Genomic DNA, 19053 nt, shown 5'->3' on the forward strand with positions numbered 1-19053 from the left:
TTTGTGGAATTACATCTTAAGAGGAGCTTCCACTCCTAGCATTCCTAAACCTTCTTTGATTATCTCCTTTATTACAAAGACCAAAACCAGCCTTGCCTGTGAAATCTCTTTGGCTTCAGTGAGGATCCTTGTGGCATTATAGTAACCGTGGAATTTCTGAGCGAGCTCTATAAGATAATACGTTATTCTATGAGGCTCCAAGTGCTTTGCAACGTCTTCTACAACTTCGAAGAATCGACTAGAAGCTTTCATTAACTCCAGCTCGTCTTCAAGGGAAAGGAGATCTAAAATTTTTCTATCTACGCTTCTTTTTGTTAGCCAATCTATTTCGAATCCTTCTTCGAGGGCATTTCTCAAAATACTTTCTATCCTTGCGTGAGCATACTGGACGTAATAAACTGGGTTCTCGTTACTTTTCTTCTTCGCTAAATCGAGATCAAACTCTAGATGGGCATCGTTTTTACGGGTGAGAAAGATGAACCTTGCGGCATCTTTTCCGACCTCGTCAACGAGTTCTCTAAGACTGGTAAACGTAGCCTCCCTTGTTGACATACCGACTGGTTTTCCATCTTTAAGGAGTGTGACAAACTGGATAAGTATTATTTTTAGGAGCTCCTTATTGAGATTAAGGGCGGAAAGAGCAGCCATTATCCTGGGAACGTATCCGTGATGGTCAGCACCCCAGACATTTATAAGAAGATCATAACCCCTTAAAAACTTCTGCCGATGGTAAGCGATATCGGAGGCGAAATAAGTCTTTTCACCGTCTGACTTCACAAGAACCCTGTCCTCATCCTGTTCAAATAGGCTTGTCTTAAACCACTTGGCCCCATCCTTTTCATAAACATAGCCAGACTCTTGCAAAAGCCCAATAGTTTTATCCACAAGTCCAGACTCGTAGAACTCTGACTCCTTTTTGAAACTATCGAAGAAAACACCAAATTTTTCTAAGTCCTCCTTTATCCCTTCCATTATTCTATCTGACGCATATCTGGCTAGAAATCGCACAGCCTCGGATCTTTCCTTTGGAAGAGTAATACCCTTGTGCAAAATCTCTTTCGCGATATCTTTTATATACTCGCCCTTATAAAAGTCCTTGGGGAAATCGACCTCTTCGGAGGAAAGCTCCTTAATTCGTAAATATACGGATTCGCCTAATGTCTCCATCTGCCTTCCGGCATCATTTATATAGTACTCTCTTGTAACGCTGAAACCGACCTTTTCGAGAACCCGGGCAAGGGCATCGCCGAATGCGGCACACCTTCCATGACCTATATGTAAAGGTCCTGTAGGATTGGAACTCACAAATTCAACAAGAACCCTTTTTTCTCTTCCTAAGGCAGGAAAGAAAGGCTCCATCCCATGGATAAATATTTTAAAAAGACACTCACGCAGAAAACTGGCTTTTAAATAAAAATTTAAAAACCCACCCCCTGCGACCCTTTTTTCCGTACAAATATCGTCCACTTCCAAGTTTTCTAAAAGGATTTGGGCTATCGTTTTGGGATCCTTTTTCAAAGCCTTAGATAGATAAAAAGCAAGATTTGTCGAATAATCCCCAAATTCCTTCTCTCTGGGAACCTCCACATGGGGGTCAATTTCAATTTCTTCCGGTATTATCCCTTTTGCTTTCAAAAGGTGGCAGGCTTTCTTAAGTCTCTTTTTTATCTCCGCCTTTATCATTGACGCTCTCTTCGTCTTTTATGGTAATATCCCTCACAAAGTCCGGACATCTAAGGGATATATCGTTTCTTCTCATAAACCTTTTCTGACAGTTTTCCCTCCACGCACAGATGACACAGAGGGTCTTTTCCATTAATAATCCCCCCTTATGAGCTCAGAATACGCCTCGGGCAGTCTCCTTTTAAGAAGGGGCCACATATCCCTTACTTTTTTTTGATGATCAAGGTCTATTTCGGCAATAATGAGACTATCGTACATGGCCGCAGGCCCGGATATTAATTCTCCCTCCGGATCGACACAGAAGCTCATACCATAAAAATCCTGTTGCCTTTCACTTCCCACTCGGTTGACCCTCATGATATAAAGACCGTTAGTTATTGCATTTGCCTTTATCACCGTTTCCCATAAATTTTGCGTTCTAAATGCACAGGCCGTTGGGGCAAAGACGATTTGAGCACCCTTCAAAGCCAAAATTCTGGTCCCTTCTGGGTAGAGATTGTCCCAAGACAACTGTATACCTATCTTTACTGGCCCCAAAGAAAAGACAGGAAAGTCAGACCCTCTCGAAAAGTAATATTCCTCCTCCCAAAGCGGAATCTGAGCTAGGTGAACCTTCCTGTAAATACCTACAAGTTCGCCTTCTCCGTTTATGACCATGCAACTATTGTAGTATGTATGCCTGGCCTTTTCGAAAAAGGGAAGCAATATAGAAACTTTATACTTTTTAGCCCTCTCAAAAAAAGGTTTGAAAAGAAAAGACTTTGGCTCATCGGCGAGGTCAAAAAAGGACCCGTTTCTTTCCCTGGGAAACCAAAATAGGTTAAAGATTTCGTGAAAACACACGATACTTACACCTTTATCCATGGCAAGGTCTAAAAATTCTAATGCCTTGTCAATGTTTTTATTTTTGTCCTGCGAACAAGAAAACTGAATTCCAGCTATTCTCATCGGGAGGGGTTCATTCACCCTTAAAGAGAGGTTTTCTTTTTTCGACGAAGGCTGTCATCCCCTCCTTTTGGTCTTTTGTTCCAAAGCATATGCCGAAGTTCGTTGCCTCAAGGAAGAGCCCCTCCTCCAAACTGAGATAGAGGCTTTTATTGACACACTCTTTAGCTAACCTTACTGCGATAGGTCCGCACGATTTTATCGTCTCAGCAAGAGAAAAAACCTCTTTCATTAGATCATCATGAGGAACAACCTTATTCACAAGACCCATCTCGAAGGCCTCTTTGGCAGTTACGACCCTACCTGTAAATATGAGTTCCTTTGCCCTTGCCAGCCCCACAAGTCTAGCCAGTCTTTGGGTTCCGCCGAACCCGGGATGTATTCCGAGTGTGACTTCGGGAAAACCGAGTCTCGCTTTATCGGAGGCGTATATTATGTCACATGCAAGGGCCAGCTCTAGACCACCCCCCAATGCATATCCATTAACTGCGGCAATTACGGGCTTAGGCATGTTTTCAAGTTTGGACAAAACCTGATGCCCCTTTTTCGAAAATTCCATTCCAGTAGTCGGATCCATGTCTTTCATCTCAAGGATATCCGCGCCGGCAACAAATGCCTTGTCTCCTTCCCCTGTTAGAATGATGATCTTCACATCCGTTCTTTTTTCTAGTTCGTCGGAAAGGTTTTTAAGTTCTTCAAGGGTCTCAGAATTTAAAGCATTTAGAGCCTTAGGCCTATTGATTTTAACAAGTGCTATTTCATCTTTTATGTCGAAAGAAATGTTATTGTAAGCCACCTTATTCCTCCCTCTCTAGAACTGCTGCAAGGCCCATTCCTCCACCGATGCACATCGACACAAGCCCATATTTTAAGTTCATCCTCTTCATGGCGTGGAGTGCGGTTGTTACGAGTCTGGCTCCAGTGCAACCTATTGGGTGACCAAGAGATATTCCTCCTCCAAAAAGGTTACATTTGTCCATGCTTATGTTTAGTTCCCTTATGCAGGCAATTGCCTGGGCGGCAAAAGCCTCATTCAACTCTATTATATCTATCTGATCAATTGTCAAATTAGCTTTCTTCAATGCTTTTTTGATTGCAGGGATGGGGCCCAATCCCATATAGGCTGGATCTACACCGGCGCTTGCCCATGCAATTATCTTTCCAATGGGTTTAATACCTAGCTCCAAAGCCTTCGTTTTCGACATAACGACTACGGCAGATGCAGCATCGTTTATCCCTGATGCATTTCCGGCTGTTATTGTCCCATCCTTCTTGAAAACAGGCGGTAACTTGGCCATCTTTTCCAAAGAAGTCTCCATCGGTCTTTCGTCGGTATCAAAGACGATCGGCTCTCCCTTTTTTTGTGGCACGGTCACAGGAACGATCTCTTCTTTAAAAAGGCCATCTTTTATGGCCTGTCTTGCCCTCTGGTGGCTCATAAGTCCGAACTTGTCCTGCTCTTCCCTAGAGATACCATACTTCTCAGCAATGTTTTCTGCAGTGACACCCATATGATAACCATAGAATATCTCCCAAACCCCATCGAGTACCATAAGATCGACAGCTTTCGCGTCAAACATTCGGGCACCCCACCTCATGGCTGGAAGGGCAAAAGGAGCCATGCTCATATTCTCCATACCGCCTGCAACGATAATATCCGCGTCTCCGGATAGGATGGCCTGAATAGCACATATTATTGCCTTAAGCCCTGAGGCACAGACTTGGTTCACAGTATAGGCGGTCGTCTCCTTGGGTATCCCGGCGTATATACTTGCCTGCCTTGCGGGATTCTGTCCCTGACCGGCCTGAATAACACAACCCATTATTACCTCATCGATTATAACCTCTTTTAGGGAATCATCATAATCGTAATATTTATCCTCCAGCTCAGTTCGGGTATTCCCGCCAAATATCTGAGGTGCGTATTCAAGATCCTTACTTCTTGAAGGTCTAATGCCAGCCCTTTTTAGTGCTTCCTTTATCACTATAGCACCAAGTTCTACGCATGGCACATCTTTTAATGATTGCCCGAACTGCCCTATTGGAGTTCTTACGCAAGAAACTATTACTGCCTCTCTCATGCAATTCTCCTTTCATTGAGAAATTGAAAAAAAATTCACAATCTTTTATCCTAAATAGGTGCTTTTGTCAATGATTTTCGGGATGAGGGGGTAGATATGCCGAAGATGGGGCTCGAACCCATACGGGCTTACGCCCACTAGATCCTGAATCTAGCGCGTCTTCCAATTCCGCCACTTCGGCATTACATTTAAATAAAAAAATATTTGCGAAAAATGTCAAGGGTTGGGCCATGAAAGTTATAGAAGGGTTAGAGAAGCTACAAAGACTTGGAACCTCGGTCATAACAATTGGAAATTTCGATGGGGTACACATAGGTCATAGAAAGATAATAGAAGAAGCTAGAAAGAAAGCAGAAGAGCTGAATGCAACTTTCGTAGTTTTGACTTTCGATCCCCATCCTTTGTTTGTACTTAAGCCTGAAAACATAAACGGACTTATAACCCCACTTCCAGTAAAAAAAAGGATCTTGGAGGAGATGGGGGTTGACGTTCTAGTTGTCCTAAAATTTGACGAGACTCTGAGAGACTCTCAGCCGGAGGTTTTCTTTCGGAAAGTTCTCATAGATAGGATCGGAGTTTCAGCCGTTATCCTTGGCAGCGACTTTAGGTTCGGAAAGGATCAGAAAGGAAATGTGGAGTTGGTGGAGACGCTTTCAAAAAAGTACGGAGTATTCTTTAAAAAAATCGATCCAGTAACTATTGACGGCGAGAAGGTTGGAAGTAATAAAATCAGAAAATTACTCTTAGACGGCGAGATAAGAAGGGCAAATGAACTTTTGGGTAGGCCATTTACAATCGTAGGAAAGGTCGTATATGGGGCTGGGATTGGAAAAAAAATAGGTTTTCCAACAGCGAATTTAGCTTTTCTCGAAAATCAAATTTTACCGAAAAACGGTGTTTACGTGACAGAGACTGAGTTTCAAGGTAACTATCTTCCCTCTGTTACAAACATCGGATTTAAACCGACCTTCAATTACAATAGAATATGTCTCGAAACCCACATTTTAGGATTTAACCAAGACATTTACGGTATGGAGTTGGAGGTCAGATTTTACGAAAGAATACGGGATGAACAAAAGTTTGATTCAGTAGAAGGACTCAAAACCGCAATAGCCGAGGATATCTCTAAAGCAAGGGCTTTCCTCTCTAGACTTCAAGCAAACGCTCTTTTCACGAAATCGACTATCTCCCGTTCCATTCCTATATAAAAGTGATCTGTTTCGAGGATGGTTATCGATTTTTCAGGCTGGGGAAGGCTTTGGTATACTTCCATATTTTGGGAGACCGGTGAAATTTCATCCATCGAACCGCAAAGAAAGTATATCCTCTTTTTAAAACGCATAACCGGTTCTTTTTCATAAACCGAAAATGGGTAAGATACGAGGAGAAGATCTGAGACTTTATCCTTCTGGATGGACACCTTTGCGCAGATCCACGCTCCGAAGGAATATCCTGCAAGAACTAGCTTAGCGGAAGGGTTGAGTTTCGATTCAAGGAACTCTATGGCGGAAAAAAGATCCTTCTCTTCCCCCCGCCCATCATCGTATGATCCTCCACTTTTCTCAACTCCCCTGAAATTGAATTTAAGGGTTGTAAAATTAAGCTCCAGAAATCCCCTCTCGAGGGCAAAGACTACGTTATTCCTCATGGAACCACCGTAAAGGGGATGCGGATGGCATATAATAACACCCAGATCCTTTGAGCCGTACGTTAATACTCCTTCCAAAGGATATTCCGATTCGATCCAAACCCTTTCTATTGACACTATGTTCTTAATTTTGGTAGTTTTTGACACCGAATTCAAGCGAAAAATGGGCATTTTCAAAAAGAAGGAAAAGAAAGAAGTTAAGGCTCACAAAGAGATAGACATCAAAAAGGAGATAAAAAAAGCTGAAGCGGAAAAGGAAGAGGCATTCTGGATAAAGTGTACGTCCTGTATGGAGCTTCTTTACAGAAAAGAGGTTGAGAGGAACTTCAGTATCTGTCCTAAGTGCTCTTACCATTTTCCGATATCTGTAGAAAAACGTATAGAATTTACTTTTGAGGAAGGAAGTTTCAAAGAGCTCTATGAGAATTTAAGGCCCGTAGATTTTTTGAAATTCAAAGATACGAAACCGTACAAGGCTAGGCTTCAGGAACTTTTTGAAAAGACTGGAAGGAGGGATGCTGTACTCTGTGGACAGGCGAAGATATTCGACATGGATGTGCTCTGTGCGATATTTGACTTCAACTTCATGGGCGGCAGTCTGGGCTCGGTTGTGGGGGAAAAGATAACGAGGCTTCTGAAAGAGGGAAAGGAGAGGAGAATTCCGGTTATTGTTTTTTGCACATCTGGCGGTGCAAGAATGCAAGAAGGAATAATGTCCCTTATGCAGATGGCGAAAGTAACAGGAGCGATTTACAAATTAAAAAAGGACGGTGTACCCTATATAACGGTCCTCACCGATCCTACCCTAGGAGGGGTAACGGCAAGTATTGCCATGCTTGGGGACATAATAATCGCTGAACCTAAGGCAATGATAGGGTTTGCAGGTCCGAGGGTTATAAAAGAGACAATCAAAGAAGAGTTGCCGCCTTCGTTTCAGAGGGCCGAATACTTGTTAGAACATGGCATGATAGACATGATAGTCGATAGAAAAGAGATGAAGCAAACTCTTCACAAAGTTCTGTCGATTATCTATCCATGAGGGATTCACCTGTAGTTAGGCACATCTTAAGCATGGAGAAGAAAGGCATGGTCTTTGGCCTTGATGGGATTAGATCTATTTTGGAAGCCATAGGAAACCCGCAGAATGGCTATAAGACCTTACACGTTGGTGGTACCAATGGAAAGGGATCAGTTACGAAGATCCTTTCAACGATTCTTACCCAGCATGGATTAACGACGGGAAGATACACATCTCCCCATCTCCATTCCATAACTGAAAGGTTTTCGATAAACGAAAAGGATATCGATTATGAAGAATTCGTGGAGATTTCGGAATATATCTGGAAGAAGATAGAAGAAAAGGGGCTTTTAGACTCATTCACGTTCTTTGATTTCACAACCGCTTTGGCCTTCGAGTATTTCAAGAAAAAATCGGTTGAAATAGCAGTAATAGAAGTAGGACTGGGTGGAAGGCTCGATTCTACCAATGTCATCTTTCCACTTGTCAGCGTAATCACAAACGTCTCTTACGACCACATGGATTATCTTGGAAAGACCATCTCCTCTATTGCCAGAGAGAAGGCCGGAATTATAAAAGAAGAGACACCCTGTGTCACAGGAACAAAAGGTGTTGCGCTAAAGGTTATAAAAGATGTGGCAAAACAAAAAAATGCACCTCTTTATATACTGGGTCGGGACTTCTCGTTTCAAAGAAAGAATGAAAAAGTGATGGAGTATAAAGGTTTGAGATGGCACCTACCAAACCTTTACATCAATCTTTTAGGGGACCACCAGTTCTTTAATACTGCCTTGGCCCTCTGCGTTTTAGAGATTCTCGAAGAGAAAGGCTTTAAACTAGAAGAGCCTAAAATAAGGGAAGGACTTTCTAAAGTTCAGTGGATGGGAAGGCTGGAAGTAGTAAAGGAAAGACCCATGATAATACTCGATGGGGCCCATAACGTTCATGGTCTTTCCGCACTCTCTCAATACGTTTTAAAGAACCTTTCCGAAAAGAAAATCATCTGCATATTCGGGGTCATGAAGGATAAGGAATTTAGAAAGATGGCTAAAGAAATATCCCTTTGGGCCCAAGAGATCATACTTACAAGACCTTCAGTTGAAAGGGCTCTTGAAGTTCCTAAGTTGAAAGAATGTTTACCGTACGCCCATACTACGGATTCTGTGAAAGAGGCTCTTATTTACGCAAAAAGCGTAGCGGACGACAAAGATGTCATCATAGTTACTGGCTCGCTTTTTACGGTCGCTGAGGCAAGAAGCTTGATAGATGAGATTTTTTAGTGCCTTAGCCCTCCTTCTTTTCCTTTTCCCATCCTTTTCGGAATGTGCCTTTTCAGAAAGAGCCGAAAAAATAGAAGAAGTTCATGTCGAAGCTGAAGTTCTCGAGTACGAAAGGGAAAAAGGGATAATTGTTGCGACTGGAAATGTGAAACTCGAATCAAAAGACCGCATATTTTCAGCATCAAAGGTCATCTTTAACGAGGTAACTAAAGAGATTTTTGCGTATGGTAACGTCTATCTTAGGGATGGAGAGGATTCAATAATATGTGAAAGACTTTACTTCGACCTCGAAAAGAAGGAGGGATACATAGAGAACGGAAGAATCTACATAAAGAGGGGGAATTACCACATAGAAGGTGACTCTATAGAGAAAAGAGGCGAAAATAGGTACTGTCTAAAAAAAGCGTCTTTGACAACGTGTGACCCTGAAAGGCCTGACTGGAAATTTACCGCAAAGAATGCTGACATAGTAGTTGGGGGGTACGCGCGCTTACGGGGAGCCCAGTTCCGGATACGGAATATGCCGATCTTTTATCTTCCGTGGGGAATATTTCCCGTCAAAACTGAAAGGGAGACGGGTTTTCTCATACCTGAATTAAGGATCTCGAGTAAAGATGGGATAATCTTTTCCCCGTCATTTTTCTGGGCCATAGATAAGGATAAGGACGCAACATTTTATCTTTCTTACATAGAGGAGAGGGGTTTAAAACCTGGAGTCGAATTCAACTACGCAATAAGGAACGACAAAAGGGGGGAATGGTTCTTTTACATCATCGATGACAGAAAGTACAAGCACGGAAGATACGAGCTAAAAGGAGAACATGTCGAAACCTTCGCTAGGGATTTAACGTTAAAAGTTAGGGGTAGGTTCGTATCGGATATAGACTATCTTAAAGACTTTGGGGAAGAATCGGAAGAAAGAAGTGAGGCGCTTCTTAAGTCTTTAGCTTACTTGGAGAAGAGGTTCAAAAACGCGTACTTTACTGGAGAAGTATCTTACTTTCGGGATCTACGTCAAAAAAACAACGATTTCACGTACAAGTACCTACCTTTTTTGAGTCTTTTTACGGATCGCCTCTCAATCCTAAGGAACATGTTCCTTTTTAACATAAATTCTGAAATCGTAAACTTCTACAGGGAAAGGGGCTCAAAACACGCGAGACTTAACTTCGAACCATCCATTTCTAAATCGTATTCATCACACGGATTCAACTTAAAAATTACAGGCAGTCCAAACATAAAGTTATACTTGACAGAAAAGGACGGTGAGCAAACAAAAACCTTTCGAAGCGTTGAAACGCTAAAACTCGAAAGTTCCTTCAACACTCACCTAAAAAGAAGATATAGTTTGGGATTTCAAGAAGGAGGCTTACATAGCATCATAAAACCACAAATCACTTGGACTTTCCTTCCAAAAATCTCACTTACCAATGTCCCATACATAGACCCATCGGATAGACTATTCGAGACAAACATTCTTACGTATTCTTTGGGTCACTATCTTACCACAAGGGGAGAATCCCCAAAGGAATTGTCAATTTTTGAGGTGGAACAGTCATTTTCGCTCACCCGTACCCTGGAACCTTCCACGCTCTATGAAGGAAGCGGAAGAAGGTTTTCGGATGTAAAGGCGAGGCTCAAGCTAAGCCTCATAAAAAATCTTGGCTTTTCAAATCAAAGTGTAATAAATATTTACGGTGACGGATTGAGGGCAATGATAAACGAGTTCGCTTATAACCCAAAAGAACATACCGGAATCTCAATCTCCCACACCTACACGAAGGACCTATCCCATGAGATCTCCTTCGGTATGATGGCAAGATACAGAGATTTTTATGGAAAATACGGGGTTAGATACTCGTTTTTTAATCACGAATGGATGGACACCTCATACGAGATAAAGTACAGTCCTTTGTGTTGGGCTCTTACGCTTAAACTCACCCAGACAAAAAGACCGAAAGATACGAGTTTTAAAATCAACTTTGACCTAAAAGGCATAACCGAAAGGGCTAAATAGGGAGGGTTTTAATGAAAGGGGTCATCCTTGCAGGAGGACTTGGAACGAGGCTCTATCCCTTAACGAAGATCACGAACAAACACTTACTACCAGTCTACAATAAGCCGATGATTTATTACCCGCTGGAAACCCTCATTAAAGCAGGCATTAAGGACATAATGATAGTGACCGGTGGGAATAACGCTGGTGACTTCCTTAAGCTTTTGGGTAACGGGAGTGAGTTCGGTCTTAAACATCTCAACTACACCTATCAGGAGGGAGAGGGCGGGATTGCGCACGCTCTGTCTTTGGCGGAGTATTTTGCAGATGGGGAGCCTATCTGCGTAATCCTTGGAGATAACATCATCGAAAAAAACATAGTAAAGGCTGTTAGGAACTTCGAAAAACAGAAAACGGGTGCAAAGATCCTTCTAAAAGAGGTCCCGGATCCTGAAAGATTTGGGGTGGCGGAGATTGAAAACGGAAGGCTCGTAAGGATAGTGGAGAAACCCAAAAAACCAAGAAGTAACCTTGCGGTAGTAGGGATATACATGTACGATTCGAAAGTCTTCGACATAATCCGTACATTGAAGCCTTCTGAGAGAGGTGAACTTGAGATTACGGACGTCAATAACGCCTATATAAGAGAGGGCACCATGACTTATGAGATGCTTGAAGGTTGGTGGACTGACGCTGGAACTTTCGAGTCTCTACTTAGGGCAAATATACTAGTGGCTCAGACAGGTGCAAATAACGACTGAAATGATTGAAGGCGTAAAGGTTAAAAAATTGACTGTTATCCCCGATGAGAGGGGAAGACTTATGGAGATACTCCGTTGTGATGATGAAATATTCAAAAAGTTCGGTCAGATATATCTTACGACTACCTACCCCGGTGTTGTAAAGGCATGGCATTACCACATGATTCAGGACGACTACGTAGCGTGCATCAAGGGAATGATAAAGCTTGTCCTCTATGACGCCCGGGAAGGATCACCGACAAAAGGTGAGATAAACGAGTTCTACATCGGTGACTATAATTTCTCACTAGTCGTTGTACCAAAGATGGTCTACCACGGATGGAAATGCATAAGTGAATCGGAGGCCTTAATAATAAACATACCGACAGAGCCTTACAATCGGGAAAATCCCGACGAATATAGAATTCATCCTCACCTAAATGACATCCCTTATAGATGGGACAGAAGGGACGGGTAAAATGAGAATCCTCGTAACTGGAGGATGTGGTTTCATAGGGAGTAACTTCATAAGGTACATGCTGGAAAGGTATCCCTATGAAATAGTGAATCTTGACAAACTTACATACGCCGGAAATTTGGAAAATTTAAAAGATCTGGAAAAGGACAGAAGGTTAAGGTTTGTAAAGGGTGACATAGCAGACTTAAGGCTCGTAGAAGATGTTTTCGATCTAGGCATAGATGTTCTTATAAACTTCGCTGCCGAATCCCACGTGGATCGCTCAATTATAGACCCTTCGGACTTTATAAAAACAAACGTTTTCGGAACCTATACTCTGCTGGAAGTGGCAAAAAGAAGAGGAATCTCCAAATTTATCCAAATCTCAACGGACGAAGTTTACGGTTCGTTAGGACCTGAAGGAAAGTTCACAGAAGAAACCCCACTTTGCCCAACAAGCCCATATTCGGCATCGAAAGCTTCTGCCGACCTCTTATGCCTTGCATATTATAAAACCTACGGACTTCCAGTTATCATAACCAGGTGTTCAAACAATTATGGACCTTACCAGTTTCCAGAAAAGCTCATCCCCCTTGTGATAACTAATGCCTTGGAAGACAAGGAACTCCCCATATACGGCGATGGAAGAAACGTAAGGGACTGGATCCATGTTATAGATCACGCTCGCGCTATAGACCTCGTGTTACACAGAGGAAGACCGGGACAGATTTATAACATCGGAGCTGACAACGAGAGAACAAACATAGAGATTGTAAGGATGCTCCTTGACATACTTGGAAAACCTTACTCCCTCATAAAGTTCGTGAAGGACAGACCCGGGCATGATCGAAGGTACGCCATCGATGCTGCAAAGATAAAAAGGGAACTTGGCTTCAAAACCGAAATCGAATTTGAAAAAGGACTGCCGGAAACAGTTAACTGGTACATAGAGAATAGATCCTGGTGGGAGAGAATAAAATCTGGTGATTATATGAGGTACTACGAGATCGTCTATGGAGGAAGATGAGGATCCTCTTTGCAGGCGGAAAAGGATTAATCGGCAAGAACATAGTTCCCTTCTTCCTCCGTTTTTACGAATGTTCAGTTTTCGATATTGAAGATTGGGATATTTTGGACGAAAAAAAAGGCAAAGAAATCATAAAAGATCTTAAGCCTGATATTGTTGTGAATCTTGCCGCCTATACTGACGTTGATGGTTGCGAGGAGAATACCGAACTCGCAGAGATGGTAAACGTATATGGTGCAGAAATTGTTGCTCGTCTTTGTGCGGAAAACGGAATTCGTCTTGTCCACTTCAGCACTGACTATGTTTTTGACGGAAAAAAGAACCTTCCGTACATTGAAGAAGATGTAGCTGTGCCTCTTTCAGTTTACGGACGGACAAAATTGGAAGGAGAAAAGAGGGTACTTGCAATCCATCCCAATCCTCTCATTATTAGGACCCAATGGATCTATGGACACGGAGGAAAGAATTTCGTAACTAAAATACTCGAGGTATCAAAGACTGAAAAGGAACTTTACGTTGTTAACGACCAGTTTGGGTCTCCGACATACGCGAAAGATCTCGCGGAGCCTTTAAAGTTACTCATAGATCTTAAAAGAAATGGAATTTACCACCTTTCAAATTCGGGAATCTGTACATGGTATGAACTTGCATGTGAAGTCTTCAGAATAAAACAGGTTTCAACTAAGGTGATTCCTGTCTCGTCGAATGAAATAAAAAGGAAGGCCAAACGTCCTGCGTTTTCTGCTTTAAGCACTCAGAAACTCAAAGGGGAGACCGGTTACACATTAAGACACTGGAAAGAGGCTTTAAAAGAGTATCTAGCCGAGATTTGAAAGCCATCTTTTTTGGGGATGCCCACCTGGGCAGAAAAACAGTCAAGGAAATAGATTATCTTCTCAATTTCATAGATGAGACTCTCTATGAGGCCGATCTAATATTCATTCTTGGGGATATGTTCGAATTCTACTACGGGGATTTTAGCTACGAGTGGTTTAATCCCTTTTTGCAAAGACTGAGAAAGCTAGCGGAGGTAGGAAAGGAAATATTCTTCCTCGAAGGGAACCATGAGTTTTCACTCGGTAAGTACTTCGAAGAGAGATGGCTTTGTAAACCGATCCCATCAATCGTTACGTACTTAGACAATTTGAAGGTTTACATCTCTCACGGGCACGAGATTAAAAGTTCTCTTTTGGGTCGTCTCCTTCGAAAGAAGTTGACTTATAGGTTAATGGAGCTTTTTGGACCTAGAGTTTCATGGAGATTGGCAATGGCTTTGAGACCTCTTTTGTCGAACAAAAAAAAGGGATTTAACCAGAAAACGGTAAGGCTCTTTAGGGCTTACGCTGAAAAGAAACTGAAAGAAGGGTTTGATGCCATCATTCTTGCCCACTCGCATATTCCGGATCTTTATGAGATTGTGGATGACGACAAAAGAAAAGTATACCTCAACACGGGGGACATAATAAGGTCCTCCACCTACGGTGAGTATGTCTCAGGTCAAGGCTTTTCTTTAAAAAAATTCCTGCCAGGTTCTGAAGTCTCTTTTTAAATCCTAGGCTTTGTTGCCAAAAAGAGGAATAGGTGGTAAATATGTGTCTATGGAGGTTAAGAAAATCCACATTGTATGTAAGAGGGGAAAAGAAGAATCCTTAAAAATCGCAAAACATATAATCGAAAAATACGGAAAATCCTTCGAAGTGAAGCTAGATGAAACATCAGCGGCCCTTTTAAAGTACGAAAATAAGATAGAACTGGAACAGGTAGGAGAAGGGGCTGATTTGATAGTTGTTCTTGGCGGGGATGGAACTCTTCTTAGCGTCTCTAGAAATTCTGTGGGAAGAGAAGTTCCTATTTTAGGAGTCAATTTAGGAGGACTCGGGTTTTTGACCGAAGTCAGTGTTGAAGAGCTAGATGGAGCTTTGGAAAAGATTCTTTCAGGGAAGATGGACGTGTCAAAGAGGATGATGCTATGTGTGATAGTCGAGAGGAAAAAGGAGGTGATCCTTGAATTTAACGTGCTAAACGATGCGGTGATAACGAAAGACGCTTTGGCTAGAATAATAGACGTAGAAACGTACGTCGACGACGAGTATCTAACGACTTACAGAGCCGACGGAATAATATTCTCAACACCAACGGGTTCGACAGGGTACTGCCTTTCTGCCGGAGGCCCGATTCTTTATCCTTCGATGGAAAATATCGTCGTTGTTCCCATATGCCCTCACACTCTCACTATGAGACCACTTATTTTGCCGGATGACGTAGTGATAAGGGCGGTTTTAAAATCAAAAGATGAAAAGGTGATCCTCACTCTAGATGGCCAAGTTGGTTTCCCGTTAGAATACGGGGATGAGGTTTTGGTTCAGAGATCTCCAATTGTGACGAAGCTTGTAAAATCCCCGAGTAAGGGTTACTTCGAGATTTTAAGGACCAAGTTAAAATGGGGCGAAAGATAAAGGATGCTTTCGTACCTCAGGATTAGGGATTTCGCGATAATAGAGGAACTGGAAGTGGAATTTGAGAGAGGATTTAACGTCATCACAGGAGAGACAGGTGCAGGAAAGTCTATCATAATAAATTCGATAGGGGCCCTTATAAGTCCAAAGGTCCCTTCCGAGCTTTTAAAAAGGGACGCCAAGTACGGGGAGATAACAGCCCAGTTTTTTATAGGGGAAAAGGATGTTACGATAAGGCGAATCTTTGCTCCTTCCGGCCGCGGTAAAATCTTCATTGACGGCGAGCTTGTCCCTTATGGAAAACTAGAAAAACTGGCGAACATCCTAGTTAACATCTATAGCCAGAATGAGTATCAGAATCTCCTCCAGAAGGAAAGATACGTCGACTTGCTCGACCAAATGTTAGACCTTACGGAAGATAAGAATATGGTTAAGGATCTATTCTTGAAGCTTAAAGCAGTAGAAAGTGAACTGGATAAGCTCTCGATAGATGCAAAAGATAAAGAAAGAGAGATACCCTTGCTCCAATACCAGATAAATGAGATAGAATCTGCAAAAATCAAAGAGGGCGAAGAAGAAGAGCTCAAAGAGAGGCTAAGACTTCTTCGGGAATCAGAAAAGATCCTCCTTGCGGTGCGTATGCTTATTGACGAGCTATACGAAAAGGAGGATTCTGTAAGCTTAAAAGTGAAGCGAGCTATAAGTAATCTTAAACCGATGTTAAAGTTTCCCGAAATCGCATCCCTATCTACAAAACTTGAGTCATTGCTATTAAACATAGAGGACATACTCTTTGACGCAAAAAACCTACTAAAAAAGATAGACGTTGATTCCTTTGAGGTTCAGAAACTAGAGGAGAGGCTGTCTAGGATTTATACTATCAAAGAAAAATACGGAAAAAGCTTGGAAGATATAGAAAATTTCAAAGAAAGTGCTAAAGGGAGGCTAAACCACCTTTTAACTCTTGCAAACAGGCTCGAAGGTAAAAAAAAAGAAAAAAAAGAGCTCGAAGAGAGACTGATTAAGGCTACAAAAGAGCTGTCAAAGAAAAGGCTGGAAGGGGCTAAAAGAATGGAGAAACTTATTGTTTCAGAACTAGAATCTCTTTCGATGAAAGGGACTGAGTTCAAGATAGATATCAGAGACAAAGGCCGGATCGATGAGACAGGATCTGATGATGTGGAATTTCTCATATCCACAAATCCAGGTGAGCCGTTAAAGCCTCTGAGGAGAATAGCGTCAGGTGGTGAACTCTCGAGGATAATGCTAGCCATAAAGAAGCTCACGAGCAAAGAAGAACCAAAGACGTTGGTCTTTGATGAAATAGATGTGGGAATTGGTGGAAGAGTGGCGGAACTTGTAGGAAAAAGATTAAAAGAACTATCGCGTATGCACCAGATAATCTGCATAACCCACCTGCCGCAAATAGCGGCATACGGCGACAGCCACTTTGTGGTTGAAAAAAGACTTCTTTCTGGGAAGACTAAAGTGACAATAAGGAAGCTTGAAAGGGATGAAAGGGTATTCGAGATTGCAAGAATGATAAGCGGGGAGCAGATTACAGAGAAATCCGTAAAGAAGGCCGAGGAAATGCTAAAGTATGCTTAGAAAGGCTTTACCTGAAGATATAAGGTATATCCACAAAATGATAAACGCTTCGGCCGCGAAGGGAGAGATGTTGCCTAGATCGCTCGCCGAGCTATACGAAAATTTGAGGGATTATGTGGTTTACGAAAAGAACGGAAGGATCGTAGGAACAGGAGCCCTCCATATATGCTGGGAAGATCTTGCTGAGATCAGATCTGTCTGTGTGGTAAAGAGATGGCGCAGAAGCGGGGTTGGTTCGGAAATCGTGAAGTTTTTGGTAAATGAGGCAAAGGAACTAAAGATAAAGAGGATTTTTTTACTCACCAACCAGGAAGAGTTCTTCCGGAGACTCGGTTTCAAGACTGTCGAAAAAAAAGAGCTTCCGCAGAAGATCTGGACCGAGTGTGTAAGATGCCCTAAATTCCCCAATTGCGATGAAAAGGCAATGGCGATGGAACTGGGAGGAGATGATGGATCTCGAAAAAGTGCAAAGACTAGTAAAAAAAGAGTTTGATGGATACGAAATCTTTTATCTAAGAGAGACTGTAAAGAAGTTGGAAAGTAGGAGGTGTGAACTTTACAATTTCGAATTTTCTAGAGAGGAAGGAATCGCACTTAGAGCATTGAGAGGCAAGAAGCTAGCCTTTTCGTACACATTTGGTTTGGAAGATGAGGATTTAAAGAGGCTTATAAAAAAGACAGAAGAGATCTTTCCGTATCTTGAAGAGGACGAGGCCTATGAATTTCCAGAAAAAAGGAAAAAGGAGGAATACCCCGAACTTCAAATTTACGATAAAGATGGAGAAGATCTAGATCTTGAGGAAAAACTCGAAAGACTTTTAAAAATGGAAAGAACGATAAGGGAAGATCGAAGGATTGTTGCGACAAGACACTTAGAACTTCTCGAATCGACAAGTTTTGTTGAGATTTTGAACTCTAACGGACTTTACGTTTCCGGAAGGAAGACGCTTTATACTGTCTCAGCTTTGGCGGTAGCTAAAGACTTAGAGGAGGTTTCATGGTACGACTTAATCTGGAGTCATAGATTCGAAGATTTAAACTTTTTAGAGTTCGGTGAAATGGTCCGGGAAAAGGCTATCTCTTTTCTCTCCTCAAAGAAACTAAGAACAGGAACCTATAACGGTGTACTTAGACCTCGGGTTGCATCAGCCCTTCTTTCTATCCTTTCTAGCTCTTTTCTTGGAGAAAACCTCTACAAGGAAAAGACGAGACTAAAAGGCAAGATAAATGAAAAGTGTTTTTCGGAGCTTTTAGATATCGAGAATACAGGGACTTTTGGTCCATCGTCATTTCCATTCGATGGAGAAGGCTTTCCATCAATAAGTACGAAAGTCGTAAGCGGAGGTTATTTTCAAGCATTCCTCTACGATTCTTACTATGCTAAAAAGCTTGGCACGTCATCTACAGGTAACTGCGTAAGGCAAAGCCTACCCGATATGCCAAGATGCGGAATACGAGGTCTCTTTATAAGGGAGGACGGTGGAGAATTTCCAGAACTATCAGAAGGTGAAATCGTGCTTGAAGATTTGATGGGTACTCACACTGCAAATCCTGTAACAGGCGAATTTTCACTGGGTACTTTGGGATTCATAAAGGAAAAAGGACGCCTTGTACCTTTTCAGGGAGTCATGATATCAGGAAACGTTTTTGAAGTATTTGAAAATGTGAGAGCAATCGGAAAGGATCTTAAATTCTACGGAAACTACGGCTCCCCTTCACTTTTTGTTGAGGGGCTTAGAATAAGTGGGTCGTGATTTATTATTCTGAAGAGTGCTTCTCGTATCTTTTTTTCTGACATGCTGGGTAAATTCTCTATGAGGGATCTTATAGCAAGGTCAAGAGCGGACCAATCGATATCATTATTTACTACCTTCATTATTTTTTCATGTTCCGTCCTTTCTATCCTTTCTTTCGAACCGACTAAAAGTTCTTTTATCCTTTCGCCAGGACGTATCCCAGTATAGACTATTTCAACATCCTCCTCCTTAAGCCCCATCAGTCTAATCATGTCTTTTGCCAGATCGACTATTTTTACAGGTTCTCCCATGTCGAGGACGTATATTTCTCCACCATTGCCCATGGCCCCAGCCTGCATTACAAGTTGAACTGCTTCC

The 19053-nt window shown here is 42.1% G+C and carries 19 protein-coding genes, 1 tRNA gene and 1 pseudogene; 13 read left to right on the forward strand and 8 right to left on the reverse strand.

Annotation, left to right across the window (positions count from 1 at the left end):
• Positions 1-9: 9 nt before the first annotated feature.
• The 6 genes from argS to NZ583_02710 form a co-directional block, all read right to left on the reverse strand.
• The gene (argS, locus tag NZ583_02685; protein ID MCS7280523.1) at positions 10-1683 is read right to left on the reverse strand and encodes an arginine--tRNA ligase; all 1674 of its coding nucleotides are present in this window, start codon (positions 1681-1683) and stop codon (positions 10-12) included.
• Positions 1652-1816: a hypothetical protein gene (locus tag NZ583_02690; protein MCS7280524.1), complete on the reverse strand. Its 165-nt coding sequence runs from the start codon at positions 1814-1816 to the stop codon at positions 1652-1654. Before NZ583_02690 ends, argS begins: the two co-directional genes overlap by 32 nt.
• On the reverse strand, positions 1816-2649 hold the full coding sequence (locus NZ583_02695) for a hypothetical protein (protein MCS7280525.1): 834 nt from the start codon (positions 2647-2649) through the stop codon (positions 1816-1818). Before NZ583_02695 ends, NZ583_02690 begins: the two co-directional genes overlap by 1 nt.
• A complete protein-coding gene (locus tag NZ583_02700) occupies positions 2642-3424 on the reverse strand; it encodes an enoyl-CoA hydratase-related protein (GenBank protein MCS7280526.1) in 783 nt (260 codons plus the stop codon). The genes NZ583_02695 and NZ583_02700 overlap by 8 nt, the downstream gene beginning before the upstream one ends.
• A 1-nt stretch (position 3425) precedes the next feature.
• Positions 3426-4709 (reverse strand): acetyl-CoA C-acetyltransferase, encoded by a 1284-nt coding sequence (locus tag NZ583_02705; protein MCS7280527.1) that lies wholly within the window; start codon positions 4707-4709, stop codon positions 3426-3428.
• A 97-nt stretch (positions 4710-4806) separates the two neighbouring features.
• Positions 4807-4890: transfer RNA gene (locus tag NZ583_02710), tRNA-Leu, on the reverse strand.
• Between the two features lie 49 nt (positions 4891-4939).
• Here NZ583_02710 and NZ583_02715 point away from each other — a divergent pair.
• Complete coding sequence (locus tag NZ583_02715; protein ID MCS7280528.1) at positions 4940-5917, forward strand: bifunctional riboflavin kinase/FAD synthetase; 978 nt, start codon at positions 4940-4942, stop codon at positions 5915-5917.
• On the opposite strand, the gene NZ583_02720 is transcribed toward NZ583_02715, so the two are convergent.
• Positions 5863-6474, reverse strand: coding sequence for a hypothetical protein (locus NZ583_02720; protein ID MCS7280529.1), 612 nt, complete (start codon positions 6472-6474; stop codon positions 5863-5865). The two genes, NZ583_02715 and NZ583_02720, sit on opposite strands and share 55 nt — an antisense overlap.
• 46 nt (positions 6475-6520) lie before the next feature.
• Between NZ583_02720 and accD the strand changes: the two genes are divergently transcribed.
• The 12 genes from accD to NZ583_02780 are packed head-to-tail and all read left to right on the forward strand — an operon-like array spanning position 6521 to position 18693.
• Positions 6521-7396, forward strand: coding sequence for an acetyl-CoA carboxylase, carboxyltransferase subunit beta (accD, locus tag NZ583_02725; GenBank protein ID MCS7280530.1), 876 nt, complete (start codon positions 6521-6523; stop codon positions 7394-7396).
• Positions 7393-8655 carry a bifunctional folylpolyglutamate synthase/dihydrofolate synthase gene (locus tag NZ583_02730; protein MCS7280531.1) on the forward strand — a complete coding sequence of 421 codons (1263 nt, stop codon included), beginning with the start codon at positions 7393-7395 and terminating at the stop codon, positions 8653-8655. Before accD ends, NZ583_02730 begins: the two co-directional genes overlap by 4 nt.
• Complete coding sequence (gene lptD, locus NZ583_02735) at positions 8642-10672, forward strand: LPS assembly protein LptD (protein ID MCS7280532.1); 2031 nt, start codon at positions 8642-8644, stop codon at positions 10670-10672. The genes NZ583_02730 and lptD overlap by 14 nt, the downstream gene beginning before the upstream one ends.
• An 11-nt stretch (positions 10673-10683) precedes the next feature.
• Positions 10684-11412: a sugar phosphate nucleotidyltransferase gene (locus tag NZ583_02740; GenBank protein ID MCS7280533.1), complete on the forward strand. Its 729-nt coding sequence runs from the start codon at positions 10684-10686 to the stop codon at positions 11410-11412.
• Position 11413: 1 nt separating this feature from the next.
• Positions 11414-11869, forward strand: a complete 456-nt coding sequence (locus NZ583_02745) for a dTDP-4-dehydrorhamnose 3,5-epimerase family protein (GenBank protein ID MCS7280534.1) — start codon at positions 11414-11416, stop codon at positions 11867-11869.
• 1 nt (position 11870) lies between these two features.
• On the forward strand, positions 11871-12875 hold the full coding sequence (rfbB, locus tag NZ583_02750) for a dTDP-glucose 4,6-dehydratase (protein ID MCS7280535.1): 1005 nt from the start codon (positions 11871-11873) through the stop codon (positions 12873-12875).
• Positions 12872-13708 carry a dTDP-4-dehydrorhamnose reductase gene (gene rfbD, locus NZ583_02755; GenBank protein MCS7280536.1) on the forward strand — a complete coding sequence of 279 codons (837 nt, stop codon included), beginning with the start codon at positions 12872-12874 and terminating at the stop codon, positions 13706-13708. The genes rfbB and rfbD overlap by 4 nt, the downstream gene beginning before the upstream one ends.
• The gene (locus tag NZ583_02760; GenBank protein MCS7280537.1) at positions 13705-14424 is read left to right on the forward strand and encodes a UDP-2,3-diacylglucosamine diphosphatase; all 720 of its coding nucleotides are present in this window, start codon (positions 13705-13707) and stop codon (positions 14422-14424) included. Before rfbD ends, NZ583_02760 begins: the two co-directional genes overlap by 4 nt.
• Before the next feature lie 49 nt (positions 14425-14473).
• Positions 14474-15331, forward strand: coding sequence for an NAD(+)/NADH kinase (locus NZ583_02765; GenBank protein ID MCS7280538.1), 858 nt, complete (start codon positions 14474-14476; stop codon positions 15329-15331).
• A 3-nt stretch (positions 15332-15334) separates the two neighbouring features.
• Positions 15335-16939 (forward strand): DNA repair protein RecN, encoded by a 1605-nt coding sequence (locus NZ583_02770; protein MCS7280539.1) that lies wholly within the window; start codon positions 15335-15337, stop codon positions 16937-16939.
• Positions 16932-17432, forward strand: coding sequence for an N-acetyltransferase (locus NZ583_02775; GenBank protein ID MCS7280540.1), 501 nt, complete (start codon positions 16932-16934; stop codon positions 17430-17432). Before NZ583_02770 ends, NZ583_02775 begins: the two co-directional genes overlap by 8 nt.
• Positions 17389-18693 (forward strand): TldD/PmbA family protein, encoded by a 1305-nt coding sequence (locus NZ583_02780; GenBank protein MCS7280541.1) that lies wholly within the window; start codon positions 17389-17391, stop codon positions 18691-18693. The genes NZ583_02775 and NZ583_02780 overlap by 44 nt, the downstream gene beginning before the upstream one ends.
• 152 nt (positions 18694-18845) lie before the next feature.
• Here the strand turns inward: NZ583_02780 and NZ583_02785 are convergent.
• Positions 18846-19053 (reverse strand): annotated as a pseudogene (locus NZ583_02785) (polysaccharide biosynthesis protein).

It is taken from the genome of Thermodesulfobacteriota bacterium (assembly GCA_025062045.1).
GTDB lineage: Bacteria > Desulfobacterota > Syntrophorhabdia > Syntrophorhabdales > JANXAF01 > JANXAF01.

Bases quoted from the DNA above. Each gene is read 5' to 3' on its own strand.
- argS (MCS7280523.1), bottom strand. From the start codon at position 1,683: ATGATAAAGGCGGAGATAAAAAAGAGACTTAAGAAAGCCTGCCACCTT.
- NZ583_02690 (MCS7280524.1), bottom strand. From the start codon at position 1,816: ATGGAAAAGACCCTCTGTGTCATCTGTGCGTGGAGGGAAAACTGTCAG.
- NZ583_02705 (MCS7280527.1), bottom strand. From the start codon at position 4,709: ATGAGAGAGGCAGTAATAGTTTCTTGCGTAAGAACTCCAATAGGGCAG.
- NZ583_02715 (MCS7280528.1), top strand. From the start codon at position 4,940: ATGAAAGTTATAGAAGGGTTAGAGAAGCTACAAAGACTTGGAACCTCG.
- accD (MCS7280530.1), top strand. From the start codon at position 6,521: ATGGGCATTTTCAAAAAGAAGGAAAAGAAAGAAGTTAAGGCTCACAAA.
- NZ583_02730 (MCS7280531.1), top strand. From the start codon at position 7,393: ATGAGGGATTCACCTGTAGTTAGGCACATCTTAAGCATGGAGAAGAAA.
- lptD (MCS7280532.1), top strand. From the start codon at position 8,642: ATGAGATTTTTTAGTGCCTTAGCCCTCCTTCTTTTCCTTTTCCCATCC.
- NZ583_02740 (MCS7280533.1), top strand. From the start codon at position 10,684: ATGAAAGGGGTCATCCTTGCAGGAGGACTTGGAACGAGGCTCTATCCC.
- NZ583_02745 (MCS7280534.1), top strand. From the start codon at position 11,414: ATGATTGAAGGCGTAAAGGTTAAAAAATTGACTGTTATCCCCGATGAG.
- rfbB (MCS7280535.1), top strand. From the start codon at position 11,871: ATGAGAATCCTCGTAACTGGAGGATGTGGTTTCATAGGGAGTAACTTC.
- rfbD (MCS7280536.1), top strand. From the start codon at position 12,872: ATGAGGATCCTCTTTGCAGGCGGAAAAGGATTAATCGGCAAGAACATA.
- NZ583_02765 (MCS7280538.1), top strand. From the start codon at position 14,474: ATGGAGGTTAAGAAAATCCACATTGTATGTAAGAGGGGAAAAGAAGAA.
- NZ583_02770 (MCS7280539.1), top strand. From the start codon at position 15,335: ATGCTTTCGTACCTCAGGATTAGGGATTTCGCGATAATAGAGGAACTG.
- NZ583_02775 (MCS7280540.1), top strand. From the start codon at position 16,932: ATGCTTAGAAAGGCTTTACCTGAAGATATAAGGTATATCCACAAAATG.
- NZ583_02780 (MCS7280541.1), top strand. From the start codon at position 17,389: ATGGATCTCGAAAAAGTGCAAAGACTAGTAAAAAAAGAGTTTGATGGA.